Here is a 17,261-nt window from a genome sequence, read left to right as displayed (position 1 = left end):
TCTTCTCGCAGCATGGTGCACAGCGGTCAATTTCTCACTCTTTATCACATGATCTCGCTTTCCCGGCGCTGAATGGCCGGTTCTTCTGGTGGCAAGCCGAGGATTTCAGGCACGGTCTCAGCCTCTTCCTCCTGCTCGCGCTTTTCCACGTCTTCCTGAGTGGTTGTTTCTCGCAGCCGCACTCCATCGTCGCTCAGGAGTCCCAACTCGCGGGGATCCTTGACGAAGGCCGGGTCGTACATCGCTCTGAGCGTGCCGATCAGCTTGTAGAACGGCGCATTGATGTTGATGTTGAACTGGATCGGCACGTCTTCCAGTTGCCGGGTGAAGAAGTTGCGATCCGCTTCGGCCCCCTGCTTCACCCCGTCGAGGCGAATTTTGGACAGGATGTCACCAGTCAATGGCCCATCGATCTCGATATCCATTTGCCTGTAATCGAGGCTGCGCAGCATCTGGAAAGCGTAGTCCGCCATCGGCGACAAATCTTCATAAGTCAGCTCTCCGATATACGAGAGATTTCCCCCTGGGGGACGCGAGGTGAGAGTCCCGCCTTCTATTCTGCCATTACCCAATTCATCGAACACCAGCGGCAAGGACCCGTCGAAAATGCCCGTTGCCGCAATGTTACCCAGTTCGAGCGTCTGAACGAAGATGGCCGAGTCGAGGCCTTCGACCTCCAGCACGTAGCGCCGCACCTCCGAAGCACCAAGGTTCAGGTCCACCGGTCGCAGGGAAAGCGTGCCGCCCATAAACGGCCAGCTTCCGCCAGTAACGCCGAGAAACTGACCGTCCCGCAAAGAAAAGCTGATCGTCCCGTCATTGACTTCGATGCCAGGATTGATCGAATCCACGGCGAGCGTCTGATTAGGCGCAGTTGTCAGGCTGAGCAGATCGCTGAATTCGATTGTGCCACGAGCGCCGCGCACCGGTCCGAAAACTGCAGCAAGGTCAAGACCATCGGAAGAAAACCGGCCTGAGCTGGTGACTTCATTCGCGTTCCAGTCGATCTGCCCTGTGCCGGTCACCACTCCCTCGACATTGGCGACGACACCCAACGCGAGATCGGTCAGTTGATCGGGCTGGAGCGTATCGTCGAACCGCAGGCCATCGACCGTCAGTCGCGCGCCGCCGGTCGCGCTCGACAGATTGTGCCGTATTTGCGTGGCGGTCACGATGCGATCGCTGCCGGGGTGGCGCAATTCCGCATTGGCGGTGATGACGTTGTCAGCCAGCTGAAGCGTAGCACTGCGGGTGGTGAGCGGGCTGAACCGTGCAGGCTGCTGACGGTCAAGCAGACGGAAGCTACCGTCCGAAATTGCCAGAACGCCTGCGCGGTAGGTCCATTGCCCGGAGGTTTCGGCCAGATCGAGCGGGATTGCCGCCAACTCGATCCGCGTATCCTCGAATGAACCAGACACCGATCCGTCGGTATCGAACCGCGCTTCCACCCCTGACAGTTTGAACCGGCTTGCACTTCCGGTCGGCCCCAGTGCGACATCGATATCGCGCGCCACTGCAACCCCGGGATAGGCAAAGCCGACCGGACCGCTGCTCAGCCGGATCGGCGTGCCCGCCAGCATGCCGCTCAGGTCCAGTTCCGGCACGCCCGCAGCAATCGAGACGCCACCTGCATTCTGGCTGACAATCGATTTGCCGCGAGGGGGGCAGACCCGCAGATCGCGATCGGACAGAACGAGATTGGCATATTCCAGCCGGTCGAACGCCACAGTGGTGCAGCTATCCCACAGAGCAAAGCCGCCGCCCGAGCTCCATCTCCCCTGGACCGGTATTGTCATGTCGCGCACCGAGCCGCCCGGCAGCGCCCCGCCCGCCTCGACCAGTCCGTCAAAAGACAGCGTGCCGTTGGCTGCCTGGAAAAGATTCATTACCGGGATGGCGAGCCGGTTCGCCCCGGCGGCATAGGGCTGCATACGCAAGCGGAATACGGTTCTGCCGCTGTCGTCCCGCTCCATCCGTCCGGCGATCTCAGGTAGCCCCGCACCGCCGCTGCGGATGTTGCCTGAAAGCCGCGGCAGACCGGATAGCCCGGTGGAATACTGCAGGCGTGACGCCGTCAGGACCGACGCCCCGCCAGCACCGCGCAGCTGCAATGCAGGGATTACCAGGCTGAAGGATTTGTCCGTCGACCGCGCCGTGAAATCAGCGACAAAAGAGGTCGCTCGCAGCTGCTGTGCTGATGCTCCGCGGATGCGGGCAAGCAATGGTGCCAGCAGCGACCCTTCCCCCATTTTCTCTGCGCTGCGCAGAGGAGCCGCGACGTAGCTGTGCAAATCGACACCAGACCCGCCTAGCGAGCCGTCCGCTTCGATCCGCCTGTACCCGTCCCGCATTCGAAGCGCACCGTCCAGCGCAGCGCGGCGGAGCGGCAAACCGCTCACGCTTACCTGTGTCGCATCGAGATCTGCGGTCGCGTCAATCTCACCTTCGCGCCAGTTCACACGGAGCGGCCCGGCCAGCGATGCAAGCGCATTGTCGCCATACGCCAGCTGATCTGTCTCCAGCGACGCCGAGACATTGGCCGATTGGAAATCTGTTGGGATCGACGCTTCGACCTGCATAGTCGCGTTGGCCACCCGTACCCGCATTGTCGGGCAATTCGCAGCGCGCAACCGGACTGGACCGGCAAAGCCAAGCCCATCGCCTGAAGTCGTCAGTTCGCCATAAGCGGTCGCCGCTGTGAGTTCGCAATCGTCAACCTTCAGAACGGGAGCATTTACCGCCAGAATGGCCGCGAAACCGCCCGCAAGATTGCCCCCACCCTGCACCTTCGCACCGACCGGCCCATACAGCGTCTCGACCAGCGCCCGCCCATCGTCGATCTGGACATCGAGATCGGGCAAGCCTTCGCTTTCGCTATCCGGCGCGAACAAAACCCGGTCCAGGCTGCCAAAGCTCAGCCCGTCCTGATCGTATCGTCCGTACAGGCGCGGTTTCAAGAGCGTAACATGGCCGATCTCAGGCAGCCCCAACCCGTAATCCAGCGTCACGATCACACGCTCGATCGTCAGGTCGGGCTGCTTCGGGTCGCCGATCACCAGATTGGTCAGCACTTGCCTGCCCGGTTCGATGCTTTCGATGTCGTAGGTTGCCGGCAGGTCGAGGGTAGCAAGCTGGTCGTCGATCACGTCGCCCGCCAGCCGATTGCGCATCAACCAGACACCAAGAATGGCCGCTGCGATAATGAAACTGACGATCCAGCGCCACCGCGGTACGCGGCCGCGCGGCGCTAGGCGAACCGCCTTATCTGCATCGTCCGGGGGATTGTCGACCATTGCCAGCTACTTGCGCCCCTCACCTGATAAAGGCAATGCATTGCATCCGATGTAGCGCTTCAGAAGGGACAGGGTTCCGCGTGACCGAAACGGGCCAACGAAAAGGCGCCCATGATGGCGCGGGCCACCGTGCCCGGCTGCGCAAACGGCTGCTCGAAGGCGGGGCGGAAGCCTTGGCGGATTACGAGGTGCTTGAATATCTGCTGTTTGCAGCGATCAAACAGGGTGACACCAAGCCGGTCGCCAAGGCATTGCTGGACCGGTTCGGCACACTGGCCCATGTCCTCAATGCCGAATCCAAAGCATTGCAGTCCGTCAAAGGTGTAGGCGAGACGAGCGCCGCTGCGCTCAAGAGCGTCGCCCTTGCAGCCCGGCGGCTGGCGCGCAGCGAAGTGCAGGACAAGCCCGTGCTGGGCAGTTGGCAGGCGCTGCTCGATTACCTGACCATCGACATGGCACATCTGACGGTCGAGCGGGTACGGGTACTTTACCTCAACAGCCAGAATCGCCTGATTCAGGACCATCACGTGGGCGACGGCTCGATCGACGAAGCGGCGATCCATCCGCGTGAAGTCATTCGCCGCGGGCTCGATGTCGGGGCGACCGCGCTCATTCTGGTCCACAACCACCCAAGCGGAAATCCCGAACCCAGCCGGGCTGACATCCAGATCACCAATCGCATTGCCGAAGCCGGGCGGCTGCTCGGCATAACCGTGCATGACCATGTGATCGTCGGACGCAGCGGTCATGTCTCGCTGCGTTCCAAGGGTCTGATCTGACTCAGGACGTCAGAGGTCGGGCGAGATACCGAACAGCGCGTAATAATCCTTCAGCTCAGGCGTCTGGCGCAGCGCAGCTTCGACATCCTTGCGGCCTTCCTTGCGGCCCTGTTCGAGCAGGATGATGCCCTTCAGGTAAAGCGAGTTCGAGAGGCCCGGTTGCAGCTTCAGCGCAGCGTCGAGATCGGCCAGCGCATCATCGAATGCCCCCCTGCGGTAATGCACCATCGCGCGGCTATCGAGCACGCCGGCCGGGTATTGCGCGCGCTCGACCGCTCTCGTGCAGCGCGCAACCGCGCTGTCGAGCTCGATCTTGTGCAGCCCGCTATACCAGCAATCGGCATTCAGCAGTGTCGAATTGTCATCCTTTTCCGCCAGCCGCTCTGCCAGAAGCGCCCGACCGGTTTCGACGTCACCGGTGATCCCCAGGACCATCGCCCTGGTATCGGTGAAACTGTCGAGATCATCGTCATTGATCGGCAGAAAATCGAGCAGTTCGATCGCTTCATCACCGCGATCGGCCCGGGCCAGCACCTGCGCCTGCCAGAATGCCGTGCTGTTGTCTGGCGAGAGATCGTAAGCGGACTGAATATCGCGCACCGCTTCGTCCAGCCGTCCCAGCGAGACCAGCGCTTCGGCCCGCGTCAGGAACAGGTCTGTCGTCGGCTCATTTTCGATCACCTTCGTGTAATCGGCGACTGCCGCTTCGAAGTCGTAAGTCGCGTAGAGAAAGTTTGCCCGCGAAATAAGCGGTCCGAAATCGTCGTCATCCGCTTCGTCGACCACCTTCGTGTACGCCGCGAGCGCAGGTGCAGTCAGTGCGCGCAGCTCATCGCGATCGCGTTCCCAGCTTCGCGTTGTCTCGGCGGGCGCGGTAAGCCGCAAATCCGCCTTGGATATGCGCAGAGCGTTGCGGCGCGCTTCGGGAATATCGGCGACAGACACTTCGCCAAGCAGTGAGACAGATTCTTCAACCACCTTTACCAGGCTGCCTTCGATCGAGGCCGTGCGGGTGACGCGCGAATTCGCAAAACTGTCGTTCAGTGTCGGCGTGCCATCGAGATCAAAACCCTTGCCGTCTCCCGGCAATTTGACTTCGATCTCCAAGCGATTGCGTGCCGGACCGCGGGTCGCCACCGGAATATCGCGCCAGATCGGCCGCGCCCGGTTGGGGGCAAATTTTATGCTCGACGTGATCATCGCCAGATCATTGACGATCTTTCCCTCGTCGAAAGCGAATGTCGAGGCCGCCACACCCTTTACCCGCATCGTGCCGATGGCCTTCGCGTCGTCATAGGTGATATCGATATCCGTAACGCGGCCATCTTCGAATTCACCGCCAGCAAAGCCGTTCATGATCTGCTTGCGGGTTTCGGGGTCGTTTTCGTCCACGATCTTCTCGAACTGCGCGCTCGCCGCGCCTCCGAACGTCATTTCCATGGTGAACATCATCGGCAGGTCGATGCCCGCGGTCTGATCGATCGTCATCAGCATGGTCATGTCGAAATGATCCTGCTGGCGGTCGGTCATCGGCACCAGATCCGACCCGGCTTCGGTCAGCGGCAGCGCATAGAAGAACGGCGGCACCTCGGCCATGTTGCCGACACGCGTGGCGGTGCTTGTCCCGTCGAGCCAGTAATGTGTTCCGTCGATTGTCGCCTGAACGATCATATGGTCGAAATTGCCCGGCACAGGGAGCAGTTCCGGCAGCGCATCGCCGCCGCCGGTGGTCACCAGCACGACATTCGAATCAATCCCCATGTGGCGTAGCAGGGACAGCAGCAGGACCGACTTGGCCTTGCAGTCGCCATAGCGCTTGTCCCACGTGTCTTCCGCCGCCTGCGGCAGGTAATTGCCCCCGTCCAGTCCGTCCAGCAGGTAGCTCACTTCGTCTTGCACTGCCTGCGTCGCCAGCGCAGCGCGTTCCTTCGGATCGGTGGTTTGCGCCATGATCATTTCAGCAAGCGTCTCAACCTCACCGCCCGCCTCGATTTGCGCCGCTTTCGTGAAATGCGGCTCCATCACGCGAGACAGGTCTTGCCAGCTGTCGAAACTGCCAACCCGCAGCAATGGCGGCGCACGAAAACGTGTGGGTGCGTCGTTCGGCATGTCTTCGCGCTTGGCGATAGGAATGCCGATTTCGAGGATCTTGTACCCGTCGCGCTGCTGCACCTCCGGCAGGTCGACAAATGGCCCCGCTTTCCAGCCGATATCTTCGCTTGCAGGCCAGCTGACGATGGCACGGCCCACACCGACTCGCCAGGGCGCGGGCGGCAGATACTGCACAACCTGCACTTCTTCGCCGAGCGCCTGATCGTCGACGGTGATCGAATGCGCGACCCGCAGCAAATCACCTTCTTTCAGGCCAGGAACCGCAACGGTCGCAGTCAACCGCCCGTCGAGCAGACGGCGTTCGAGATTTTCCTCGCGGCGGATGACGTCGAATTCGACGCCCTGTTCGATCAGGTCGATCGTTTCAGTGCCCCGCACGATCTCCAGCCGGTGGATGAACAGATCGCCCTTGTCCGGCGACCAGTCGAATTTCAGCGTTCCTTCGGATGTCAGCGCCTCCGGATTGTCGATCCGTACAATCCGGTCGTTGTAGGATTGCACCATCCCGTTTTCGAGCCGGTGCTGCCAATCGAAAAGCTGTTCGCTCGGCCCGTCCTCGATAGTCGCATCATCGAGCAGTATCGGCTCGACCCAATCGGGCGCGGCTTCGTAAAGAACCGCTTCTCCGGCATTGGCCGGCGCGGTGACAGCAAAAATGGCAACGGCTGAGCAGCCAATCAATCGATACATCGAGGACCCCTGTCGAGCGACAGAACTGCTGCCGCGTCATGGTGTTACCCTACAGTTTGGACCTTGCTATGCAATGCTATTCCTGTGGCAGGCGTGCCTGCGACCGGTGGACGAACCCGGCGCTCTCTTGCCAACCGCTGCCAGCCGCCCTAGCCGCCCCAAAATTCTTAACTGCAACTGCATGCGCAATTGCACGACGCTCACCTTCGCACGGAGTCGAACATGGTCCCCCGCTACGCCCGCCCCGACATGACCGCCATTTGGGAGCCCGAAGCCCGCTATCGCATCTGGTTCGAGATCGAAGCGCACGCGACCGAGAAGCTTGGCGAACTGAGCGTAGTGCCGGACAGCGCGGCCAAGGCATTGTGGGACTGGTGGGCGACCGATCCCAAGATCGACGTGGAAGCGATCGACGCAATCGAAGCGGTGACGAAACATGACGTGATTGCCTTTCTCACCTGGGTTGCGGAGAATGTCGGCGACGAAGCGCGCTTCATGCATCAGGGGATGACCAGCTCCGACGTGCTCGACACGACACTGGCTGTGCAACTTGCGCGCTCGGCGGACATTTTGCTGGAAGATCTCGACCTGCTGCTGGCCGCGATCAAACGCCGCGCGGAAGAGCACAAATACACCCCGACCATCGGCCGCAGCCACGGAATCCATGCCGAACCTGTGACCTTCGGACTGAAGCTGGCGCAAGCCTATGCGGAATTCGCCCGCTGCCGCAAACGGCTGGTAGCCGCGCGTGAGGAAATCGCTACCTGCGCCATTTCCGGCGCCGTGGGCACTTTCGCCAACATCGATCCGGCGGTCGAACAGCACGTGGCGGAGCGGCTCGGCCTGAGCATCGAGCCTGTCTCGACCCAGGTCATCCCGCGCGACCGGCACGCGATGTTCTTCGCCACACTGGCTGTGATCGCCGGATCGATCGAACGTGTCGCAGTGGAAGTCCGCCATTTGCAGCGCACCGAAGTGCTCGAGGCGGAAGAGTATTTCTCGCCCGGCCAGAAGGGTTCGAGCGCCATGCCGCACAAACGCAATCCGATCCTGACCGAGAACCTGACGGGACAGGCGCGGATGATCCGCGCCTATGCCCTGCCGGCGCTGGAGAACGTCGCACTGTGGCATGAGCGCGATATTTCGCATTCCTCGGTCGAGCGCTTCATCGGCCCCGACGCCTGCATCACGCTCGACTTCTCGCTCGCGCGTCTGACCGGGGTGATCGACAAGCTGCTCGTGTACCCTGAGCGGATGCAGAAGAACATGGACCGGATGGGCGGGCTGATCCATTCGCAGCGTGTCCTTCTGGCGCTGACTCAAGCCGGGGTCAGCCGCGAGGATGCCTATCGCCTCGTCCAGCGCAATGCGATGAAGGTGTGGGAATCGGATGGCGCGATGATGTTGCTCGACTTGCTCAAGCAGGACCCCGAAGTAACCGCGGCGCTGTCAATCGAGGAGCTGGAGGACAAGTTCGACCTCGAATACCACTTCAAGCATGTCGACACGATCTTCGACCGCGTGTTCGCGCTCTAGACCTTACGCGGCAACCGCCCTAGCATCCTGGGCAAAGGGAGAATGACCCAATGCAGATCGTCCGTACATTGCTCTGGGTGCTGCTGCTGGTAGCACTGCTGGGCTTTTCGTTCTTCAACTGGGAACCGGTGGAGGTGACGATATGGGATAATCTGGTGCTGGAAACGAAGGTTCCCGCGCTGGTGATTGTCTCCTTCTTGCTCGGGATCGTCCCGATGTGGCTGCTGCATCGCGGCACCAAATGGCGGCTGGAGCGGCGGATCAAGACGCTCGAGAACGCGATGCAAGCCAACACGCTGTCGCAAAGGACTGCGAGCGAAGAGGCTGGCACCCCGCTCGGCTCATCCCCCCCTTCCCCAGCAGCGCCTTCCCCAGCAGCGCCTCCCCCAGCAGCGCCTCCCCCAGCAGCGCCGCCAACCCAGCCAACCTCGAAAGAGGACAAATCGGACCTCTCCTCACTGTGAGCAACCCGGTCTTTCTTGCCCTCGATTTGCCGACCCTCGATTCCGCGAAAGCGCTGGCGACCATAGTCAAATCGCATGTCGGCGGGCTCAAACTGGGTCTGGAATTCTTCTGCGCCCACGGCAGCCACGGCGTCCACGAAATTGCGCAGGTTGGCTTGCCGATCTTTCTCGATCTGAAGTTCCATGACATCCCCAACACCGTTGCCGGCGCCATGCAGGCGATCCATGTTCTCGAACCCAAGATCGTGACCGTCCATGCAAGCGGCGGACGCGCGATGATGGAAGATGCAAAAGCTGCAGCGGCGGAAGGCACCAAGGTCGTTGCCGTGACCATGCTGACCAGCCTGGACGAGCGCGATCTTTCTCGCACCGGTGTCGCGGGCAGCGCGCACGATCAGGTGATGCGCCTTGCCGAACTCGCTGAAGCGTCGGGCTTGGACGGCATCGTCTGTTCCGGCCAGGAAGTCGGTGCGGTCCACAAGCAGTGGAAGAAGGGCTTTTTCGTCGTCCCTGGCTTGCGCCCGGCGGGTGCTTCGACCGGAGACCAGAAACGCGTTGTCACCCCGCGTCAGGCGCGCGATGACGGGGCCAGCGTGCTGGTGATAGGCCGCCCGATCAGCCGTGCAGACGATCCCCTGCAAGCCGCGCGCGATATCGAGGCCACTTTGTAACATTCCAGCATGACCAATTTGGGAGAGGTCGCACTCATGAAAAATCTGTTTCTAGCCGCAGCAGCAGGTCTTGCTATCCTGTCAGTGCCAGCAAGCGCGCAAAGCGTTCAGGGTCTCGGAATCCTCGCGCTCGACCCGGTCGACGAGGGGAACACCGTGCTTACGCTCAATGGCGAAGGCGAGGTCCGCCGCGCGCCGGATCTGGCGACTTTCAGCGCCGGGGTTACCACCGTCGGTGCCAGTGCCGAGGAGGCATTGCGGCAGAATGCGCGCACGATGCAGTCACTCATCGCAGCAGTGAAACGGCGCGGGATCGCGGATAAGGACATCCAGACGAGCGATATCTCGATCCGGCCGATCATGAGCAATGATCGCGGTGAGGAATATCTGGCGATCGAAAGCTACAATGCGGTCGAAGCTGCCGTGATGGAAGTCGAAGCGGCCGCGATGGAGATGCCTGTGGGGCCGCGCAAGAAGGAACCGCCCAAAATCGTCGGCTATCGCGTCACCAACGCGCTGACTCTTCGCCAGCGCAAGCTGGGCGATTTCGGCGAGACGATCGATGCCTTGGTCGGAGCCGGTGCAAACACCGTCGATGGCCCCAATTTCATGATCGAAAATTCACGCGATGCCGAGAATGAAGCGCGCACCAAGGCCATCGCTGATGCGCGCAGCCGGGCAGAGCTGTATGCCGCTGCAGCTGGAATGCGCGTGGTGCGGATTATCATGATCGACGAAGGCCGTACTTCGGGCCTGACCTCGCGCGCACCGAGGAACCAGTTCGGCTTCTATCAAGCAATGGCCGAAGACTATGATTCGCCGACCTCCGTTTCTCCGGGCGAGCTCAACATCAGCAGCCGTGTTGGCCTGATGTTCGAACTCGCTCCGGAATAGCAGCTACTCTGCGGCTTCAGCCGCGCCACTGGCGCCCCAATTGATGTTGTAGTTCCACAGCTGCAACCGCTCACCATTGCGGACAAATTCAAACGTTTCGGTCGCGCTACCCCTCTGGAATTCGGTCTTCTGCGTCACCTTCACTGTTGTCACGCCGTTGTTGGAGTTGATGTTGAAGGACTGACGACTGGTCGATTTTACCGCGCCCATCCGCTCATGCACTCCGGCAAGGAAAGCCAGCGCGCTGTCTCTTGCGCCCGAGGCCTTGAAATCCTTGTGGCTGTCATTCCAGATCGCTTCGAAGTCGCTTGCATTCAACCGCTGGTGAAATTCGGCAACGGCACCTTCTCCATCGGCCAGTTGCTCCATCGGATTGCACGCCGCCAAGATGGCGGCCAGCAGTATGAGCGCGTAATTCCTGATCACAGTGGGCATGACTTTCCCCTCCCCGAGAATCGACCCGCTGACCTTAATAGTAGCGCAGGCGAAATCGTGGATAGGACAGGCGCGACATTCTGGCGCTTCCCGCCTGACTGGCGTTCAGCCGAGCAAGCCCGCGCCGAAACGCAAGAATCCGATCTGGAGAACTAGCGGGCGCTCTTCTGCCATTCGGCCTTCTGTTGGCGCATTTCGTGATCCATTTCTATCGCTTTGCCCACTGCGTTTGCGTAGCCGCCTTCCACGCCGTCGCCAGGCCAGCGATACGCCGTCTGGCCAGCACGCTCGCGATCGAACGGTCGCCCGGTCAGGGCAGCGTCAAGACGCTCGATCACAGTGTTGCGGTGCATGTTGTGCGCTATCCCGGAGGCAGCACCATCAGAAGCCGAGCCCCCGTTGCAGGTAACCGTCACATGGGTGCTGTCAGCAGCTTCTGGCGCCGGCTGAAGAGACAACTCGCATTCAACCCGAACATGGCTGCCCCGAGTGGTCCAGAAAACCTTGTCTTTGCCGTTCCCGCGAGCGCTGTACTGGATCTTCGCTGCCTTCTGCCCGTCGGTCAGTTCCCCGAAATCGACATTGGCGAGCTGCGTATAGGCAGTCCCGACCGGCATGTTGTAGACATCGGGCGCGCTGGGCTGCGCAAAAACATACAGCAATCCACCCGCTACTGCGACAAGCCCGGTTCCGGCAAAGATATTCATGTGACCCCCTTCGTTTGTAAAATCCCGGCTTCAATCACATGAAATTTATAAGGAATTATTACCGCTGGCGGAAAATGGACATGCGCGTTTGGCGGATGCGGCAATCCGCGCTAGGAGTGCTCCGTGACCCATACAGAGATCAAGATTTGCGGGCTATCAACGCCTGAAACCGTTGAGGCTGCGATTGCAGCGGGCGCGACTCACATCGGGCTGGTGCATTTCGAGCCAAGTCCGCGCCACATCGATCTGGCAGCAGCCGGCCGGTTGCGTGCTCTGGCACGGGGCCGCGTCAAGGTCGTGCTGCTGACCGTTAATGCGGAGATCGAATTGATGTCCGCCGCGCTCGACGCGGTCAAACCCGACATCATCCAGCTGCACGGTTCCGAGACACCGGAATGGGCGGCATTGCTGCGCGACAAGATGGGTGTCGAAGTCTGGAAAGCGCTGGGCGTCAAGGATGCGGCAACCCTGGAAAAATCGCGCCGCTTCGCAGGGTCGGTCGACCGGCTGCTGTTCGATGCCCCGGCCAAGGCACTTCCGGGCGGCAATGGCGAAGCCTTCGACTGGCAGTTGCTCGCGCAGTTCGACCACACGATCCCGTGGGGCCTCGCCGGCGGGCTGGACGCGGGCAATGTCGGAGAGGCAATCCGCGCTACCAGTGCCGCGATGGTCGACACGTCCTCGGGCGTCGAAAGCGCGCCGGGGCTCAAGGATCCCGCCAAAATCGCGGCATTTTGCGAGGCCGCGCGCACCGCCTGAGCGGCGCATGGAAGAAGGGCGGCCCCGCAGGACCGCCCTTCTCTAGTAATCGGTGGCCTGAACGAATCAGAACTTGAAGCCGACGCCGACAGCGGCGGTGTTCACGTCCACGAAGTCGCTGAAGAAGTGACGGTATTCGGCCTTGAGGTAGACACCGCCATCGGTGATCTTGTGCTCGTAGCCCGCGCCCAGATAGGGCACGTCTTCGCCTTCACCGAAGGCATAGCCGCCCGCTGCGAACAGCTTGCCACGCTCGCCCACATTGGCACCGACGCGGCCGCCGACACCCCAGACGAAATCGGCACCATCGGCCAGCAGGTGATCAGCCGACGCTTCGACACCTACGAATGCTGCTTCGCCAAGGTTGAAGTCGTAACCCGCTGCAACACCGGCAACGGCTTCCTCTTCACCATTGGCCCAGGCGATACCGCCACGGGCTTCGACACGGCCTTCGCCGTTTGCGTCCTGTGCGAAAGCCGGGGCGGAAAATGCCGCGGCGGCCGCTACAACTGCGATTGCAATCTTGCGCATAAATATTCCTTTCAAACTTCACCGTCCGGTAAGGGGGATGGACGGCAGATGTGTTACATCGGATCACAATGCTGAACTTCAACTGACAGTTTCGCCAAACTTCCGACTTTTCGAATCTGTCGCATTCTTGCAACATTGTGTTAATCCGCGAGCAAGGTTTTGCAACCGCCTCTACCCGCTGGACAGCGCCGTGCAGCTCTGCCAATCGCATTGGCGCTATGAACTCTCCCAATTCCTTCCGCACACAACCAGACGAGCGCGGCCATTTCGGCGATTACGGCGGGCGCTATGTGGCCGAAACGCTGATGCCGCTGGTGCTCGATCTGGAGCGTGAATACCGCGCAGCGCAGGCCGATCCGGCGTTCAAGGCGCAGTTCGACGATCTGCTCGAACACTATGTCGGCCGCCCCAGCCCGCTCTATTTCGCCGAGCGACTGACGGAAGCGCTGGGCGGCGCGCAAGTCTGGTTCAAGCGCGACGAGCTCAACCACACCGGCGCGCACAAGATCAACAATTGCATCGGGCAGATCCTGCTCGCCATGCGCATGGGCAAGACCCGCATCATCGCGGAAACCGGCGCGGGCCAGCACGGGGTTGCCACGGCCACTGTCTGCGCACGCTTCGGCCTGCCTTGCGTCATCTACATGGGCGCAGAGGACATCCGCCGTCAGCAACCCAATGTCTTCCGCATGAAGCTGCTCGGCGCGGAAATCGTGCCGGTCACCAGCGGGCGCGGCACGCTGAAAGACGCGATGAACGAAGGGCTGCGTGACTGGGTCGCGAATGTCCACGACACTTTCTACATCATCGGCACGGCTGCGGGCCCCCATCCCTATCCGGAGATGGTCCGCGATTTTCAAAGCGTGATCGGCATCGAAGCCCGCGCGCAAATGCTGAGCCGCACTGGCCGCCTGCCGGACCTGGCAGTGGCCTGCATCGGCGGCGGCTCCAACGCGCTTGGCCTGTTCCACCCTTTCCTCGACGACCCCGAGGTAAAGCTGCTCGGCGTGGAAGCGGCGGGGCATGGGCTGGATGGAGACGAACACGCCGCCAGCCTGCTCGGTGGTTTCCCCGGCGTGCTCCATGGCAACAAGACCTATCTGCTGCAGGACGATGACGGCCAGATTACCGAAGGCCACTCGATCAGCGCAGGGCTGGACTACCCCGGCATCGGCCCCGAGCACGCCTGGCTCAAGGACATGGAACGCGTCGAATACACCGCGGTAACCGATGACGAGGCACTGGACGCATTCCAGCTACTGTGCCGGACCGAAGGCATCATCCCCGCGCTCGAACCAAGCCACGCCATCGCGGCGGTGACCAAACGGGCGAAGGAAATGCCCGACGATGCGATCATCCTCGCCAACCTGTGCGGCCGCGGCGACAAGGATATTTTCACCGTGGCTGAGAAGCTCGGGGTGGAGATTTGATGTCTCCTTCCTCACGAGCCGTATGCGCTTTCGACGCATTTTTTGGGCTTTGGCTTCAGTGGCGGGAAAGATGAACCGTCTATCTTCTCTCCCAACCCTCTCCCCTTCAGGGGAGAGGGTTGGGAGAGGGGGATGCGTGACATTGAGCTGAGAAATCGCGCGAGAAAAATGCGCAGCGAGATGACAGAGCCGGAAACGCGCCTCTGGCTTGAACTTCGGGCGAAGCGCTTCAAGGGCATCAAATTTCGTCGCCAGAAAGTCATCCAGGACGACAATCATCGCTATATCGTCGATTTCTCCGCCAACGAACCCAAGGTCGTGATTGAACTTGATGGGGATGCACATTCTTCACAGCAACAGTATGACGCTCAGCGCACACACTTTCTTGAAAGCAAAGGCTACACGGTGATCCGGTTCGCAAATCATGACGTTTTGACGAATTTGGATGGAGTGTTGGATCAACTGGGTAAGGTTATTGACACTTTGCAATCCTGCGCCCCTCTCCCAACCCTCTCCCCTGAAGGGGAGAGGGCTCTGTGACCTGCCTCGCCTCCGCCTTCGCTAACCCCCACCCCGCGCTCGAACCCAGCCACGCGATCGCCGCCATTACGAAACGATCGAAAGTAATGCGCCAGGACCAGATCTTCGTCGCCAATTTGTGCGGCCGCGGCGACAGGATGACAACAACCTGCCCGGCCCATGACCTGCGCGGCTGAGGGCCACGATCCGCGCGCGGAAGCGCGGGACAGCGCGCTGTCCGCACTACCAACCATGGCGCGCTGGCTAGTGACGGAAGCACTTGGCAAACATCCGGAGCTCTCACGCGCGTGACCAGCGAATATCGCCACAAGCTGCTCCGCTGGCTGACCAGCATGGGCGTCTTGATCGGTCTGACGATTGCGGCCTATGTCGCCAGTTACACCCAAAGTCGGTTTTGCGTTCTGGCAGAGGATCGCACGCTTTGCCTGCTTTCTCTTGCGAGTTCTCTTGAGGTGTTTCTCCTCGGCTGCATGTTTGTCGCTATGCCATGGCACATTGGCGATCTGCTCGAAGAGCGGCGGCCCGCGCGAAAACTTTGGCGAGCAATCCTATCCTATCGTGCTTTCTTTGTGCTTGGCTCTTTAACTGCAACGCTGATGGTTCTGACGGCATTCCGCCAATTTGAAGAGTTCATACCTTACCCATCCTACTTCGGACCGCATGGTAGTTACGGACCGCATTGGCTGATCCGCTACCCGCTGAACATCCTAAGCTTGACTATGATCGTCATCTGCTGTTGCAAGCTCGCCCACGCGGCCCACTCCCGTTTTTCGAAAGTCTAGATGACCCGCCTCTCTTCCGCCTTCAGCAAACCCCACCCTGCTCTCGTCTGCTTCGTCACTGCTGGCGACGGAGACACGGCGGCCAATCTCGACGCGCTGGTCGAAGGCGGCGCGGATGTGATCGAGCTGGGGATGCCCTTCACCGATCCGATGGCCGATGGCCCTGCGATCCAGGCAGCGAATATTCGTTCGCTGGGTGCGGGCACCACCACCGCGGATGTCTTGCGCATTGCGCGCAAGTTTCGCGATCGCCATCCCGATGTACCGCTGGTGCTGATGGGCTATGCCAATCCGATGATCCGGCGCGGGCCGGAGTGGTTTGCCTCCGCCGCCAGTGATGCGGGTGTCGACGGGGTGATCTGCGTCGATATTCCGCCCGAGGAGGATGATGCGCTCGGCCCGCAATTGCGCGCTGCCGGGATCGCACCGATCCGGCTTGCCACGCCAACCACCGATGCGGCGCGGTTGCCGCAAGTGATCGAAGGCAGCGAAGGCTTCCTCTACTACGTCGCAGTCGCCGGGATCACCGGCATGCAGCAGGCGGCGATTGGATCGATCGAAGCCAATGTCAGCCGCATCAAACAGTCGACCGATATTCCTGTCGCAGTGGGATTTGGTGTGAGGACACCTGAGCAAGCGGCTGAAATCGCGCAGGTTGCCGATGGCGTGGTCGTCGGTTCGGCTTTGGTTGAACTGGTCGGCGAACACGGCGCGGATGCCCCGTCAAAACTGCGCGAGCTTACCGCAAGCCTTGCCAAGGCGGTGCATTCGGCGGCAAAGGCTTAAGCCATGAACTGGATAACCCGAGTCCGCAATTCGCTCCCCTTCGGCAACAAGCGCGAGACGCCCGACAATCTGTGGGTCAAGTGCAGGTCCTGTCAGGAAATGGTCTTCGCGAAGGAGATCGAGGAGAACCAGCAGGTCTGCCCGCGCTGTGACCACCACGAACGCATCGGTGCGGACGAGCGGCTGCGGCAGCTGCTCGATCTGGGCTACGACGTGCTCGAACAGCCCGAGGTTGTCGAGGACCCGCTGAAATTCAGGGACACAAAGAAATACACCGACCGGCTCAAGGAAGCCCGCGCCAAGAACCCGCATAGAGACGCATTCAGCGTCGGATCGGGCACGATCGAAGGCCATCCGGCCGTCGTTGGGGTGCAGGATTTCGGGTTTATGGGCGGATCGATGGGCATGGCCGTGGGCACCGCGTTCTGCCAAGGTGCGGAGCGCGCGCTGAACCGCAAATGCGCTTACATCGTCGTGACCGCGGCAGGCGGCGCGCGGATGCAAGAGGGTATTCTCAGCCTGATGCAGATGCCCAAGGCGACCGTGATGACGCGCCGCCTGAAAGAGGCCGGCCTGCCGTATATCGTCGTACTGACCGACCCGACCACCGGCGGCGTCACTGCCAGCTATGCCATGCTGGGTGATGTCCATATTGCAGAGCCCGGCGCATTGATCGGATTTGCCGGACAGCGGGTAATCCAGGACACGATTCGCGAGAAGCTGCCTGAAGGGTTTCAGCGCGCGGAATATCTGCACAAGCACGGCATGGTCGACATGGTCGTCCACCGCCATGACCTGCGCGAGACGTTGGCCAGCCTGCTGGGCTATTTGCAACCGGCTGCGGCTGCCTGA

At 61.1% G+C, this 17,261-nt stretch carries 16 protein-coding genes and 1 pseudogene; 12 read left to right on the top strand and 5 right to left on the bottom strand.

Translation table 11 applies throughout. From position 1 onward, the window contains the following. Positions 1-44 precede the first annotated feature (44 nt). Positions 45-3,293 (bottom strand): intermembrane phospholipid transport YdbH family protein, encoded by a 3,249-nt coding sequence (locus E0502_RS11540; protein WP_137678150.1) that lies wholly within the window; start codon positions 3,291-3,293, stop codon positions 45-47. Positions 3,294-3,373: 80 nt separating this feature from the next. Between E0502_RS11540 and radC the strand changes: the two genes are divergently transcribed. Continuing rightward, positions 3,374-4,072: a RadC family protein gene (gene radC / locus E0502_RS11535; protein WP_240049030.1), complete on the top strand. Its 699-nt coding sequence runs from the start codon at positions 3,374-3,376 to the stop codon at positions 4,070-4,072. Between the two features lie 9 nt (positions 4,073-4,081). Here radC and E0502_RS11530 read toward each other — a convergent pair whose 3' ends face one another. Further along, positions 4,082-6,874, bottom strand: coding sequence for a DUF3857 domain-containing protein (locus E0502_RS11530; RefSeq protein WP_137678148.1), 2,793 nt, complete (start codon positions 6,872-6,874; stop codon positions 4,082-4,084). Between the two features lie 222 nt (positions 6,875-7,096). Here E0502_RS11530 and purB point away from each other — a divergent pair, with 222 nt between their 5' ends. From purB to E0502_RS11510, 4 genes are read left to right on the top strand one after another with little or no spacing between them, the layout of a single operon-like run. After that, positions 7,097-8,410, top strand: a complete 1,314-nt coding sequence (gene purB, locus E0502_RS11525) for an adenylosuccinate lyase (RefSeq protein WP_137678147.1) — start codon at positions 7,097-7,099, stop codon at positions 8,408-8,410. Between the two features lie 50 nt (positions 8,411-8,460). Next, positions 8,461-8,874 carry a DUF1049 domain-containing protein gene (locus E0502_RS11520; protein ID WP_137678146.1) on the top strand — a complete coding sequence of 138 codons (414 nt, stop codon included), beginning with the start codon at positions 8,461-8,463 and terminating at the stop codon, positions 8,872-8,874. After that, entirely contained in the window at positions 8,871-9,545 is a 675-nt protein-coding gene (gene pyrF, locus E0502_RS11515; RefSeq protein ID WP_137678145.1) for an orotidine-5'-phosphate decarboxylase, read from the top strand. Before E0502_RS11520 ends, pyrF begins: the two co-directional genes overlap by 4 nt. A 36-nt stretch (positions 9,546-9,581) precedes the next feature. Then, complete coding sequence (locus tag E0502_RS11510; RefSeq protein WP_161593774.1) at positions 9,582-10,439, top strand: SIMPL domain-containing protein; 858 nt, start codon at positions 9,582-9,584, stop codon at positions 10,437-10,439. A gap of 3 nt (positions 10,440-10,442) precedes the next feature. Here the strand turns inward: E0502_RS11510 and E0502_RS11505 are convergent, their stop codons facing one another. Together E0502_RS11505 and E0502_RS11500 are read right to left on the bottom strand one after the other, a co-directional pair. Then, complete coding sequence (locus E0502_RS11505) at positions 10,443-10,874, bottom strand: hypothetical protein (protein ID WP_137678143.1); 432 nt, start codon at positions 10,872-10,874, stop codon at positions 10,443-10,445. A gap of 152 nt (positions 10,875-11,026) precedes the next feature. Further along, complete coding sequence (locus E0502_RS11500; RefSeq protein WP_137678142.1) at positions 11,027-11,581, bottom strand: helix-turn-helix domain-containing protein; 555 nt, start codon at positions 11,579-11,581, stop codon at positions 11,027-11,029. 123 nt (positions 11,582-11,704) lie between these two features. On the opposite strand from E0502_RS11500, the gene E0502_RS11495 reads away from it, so the two are divergent. Further along, positions 11,705-12,340 carry a phosphoribosylanthranilate isomerase gene (locus E0502_RS11495; RefSeq protein WP_137678141.1) on the top strand — a complete coding sequence of 212 codons (636 nt, stop codon included), beginning with the start codon at positions 11,705-11,707 and terminating at the stop codon, positions 12,338-12,340. A gap of 66 nt (positions 12,341-12,406) precedes the next feature. On the opposite strand, the gene E0502_RS11490 is transcribed toward E0502_RS11495, so the two are convergent. Then, the gene (locus E0502_RS11490) at positions 12,407-12,871 is read right to left on the bottom strand and encodes an outer membrane protein (RefSeq protein ID WP_137678140.1); all 465 of its coding nucleotides are present in this window, start codon (positions 12,869-12,871) and stop codon (positions 12,407-12,409) included. A gap of 218 nt (positions 12,872-13,089) precedes the next feature. On the opposite strand from E0502_RS11490, the gene trpB reads away from it, so the two are divergent. From trpB to accD, 6 genes and pseudogenes are all read left to right on the top strand, one after another. Then, positions 13,090-14,301 carry a tryptophan synthase subunit beta gene (trpB, locus tag E0502_RS11485; RefSeq protein WP_192895955.1) on the top strand — a complete coding sequence of 404 codons (1,212 nt, stop codon included), beginning with the start codon at positions 13,090-13,092 and terminating at the stop codon, positions 14,299-14,301. A 132-nt stretch (positions 14,302-14,433) separates the two neighbouring features. After that, on the top strand, positions 14,434-14,841 hold the full coding sequence (locus tag E0502_RS11480) for an endonuclease domain-containing protein (protein ID WP_137678139.1): 408 nt from the start codon (positions 14,434-14,436) through the stop codon (positions 14,839-14,841). A gap of 32 nt (positions 14,842-14,873) precedes the next feature. Continuing rightward, positions 14,874-15,017, top strand: a pseudogene (locus E0502_RS15475) (tryptophan synthase subunit beta); the annotation flags it as partial. A gap of 111 nt (positions 15,018-15,128) precedes the next feature. Beyond that, entirely contained in the window at positions 15,129-15,623 is a 495-nt protein-coding gene (locus E0502_RS11470; protein WP_137678137.1) for a hypothetical protein, read from the top strand. Next, positions 15,624-16,409 (top strand): tryptophan synthase subunit alpha, encoded by a 786-nt coding sequence (gene trpA, locus E0502_RS11465; RefSeq protein WP_137678136.1) that lies wholly within the window; start codon positions 15,624-15,626, stop codon positions 16,407-16,409. Positions 16,410-16,412: 3 nt separating this feature from the next. Beyond that, entirely contained in the window at positions 16,413-17,261 is an 849-nt protein-coding gene (gene accD / locus E0502_RS11460) for an acetyl-CoA carboxylase, carboxyltransferase subunit beta (RefSeq protein ID WP_137678135.1), read from the top strand.

It is taken from the genome of Parerythrobacter lutipelagi (assembly GCF_005434975.1).
In the GTDB taxonomy this organism is placed as follows: domain Bacteria; phylum Pseudomonadota; class Alphaproteobacteria; order Sphingomonadales; family Sphingomonadaceae; genus Parerythrobacter_A; species Parerythrobacter_A lutipelagi.
The sequence above is the reverse complement of the archived record's forward strand: the minus strand, read 5'-3'. Positions and strand labels throughout refer to the sequence as shown.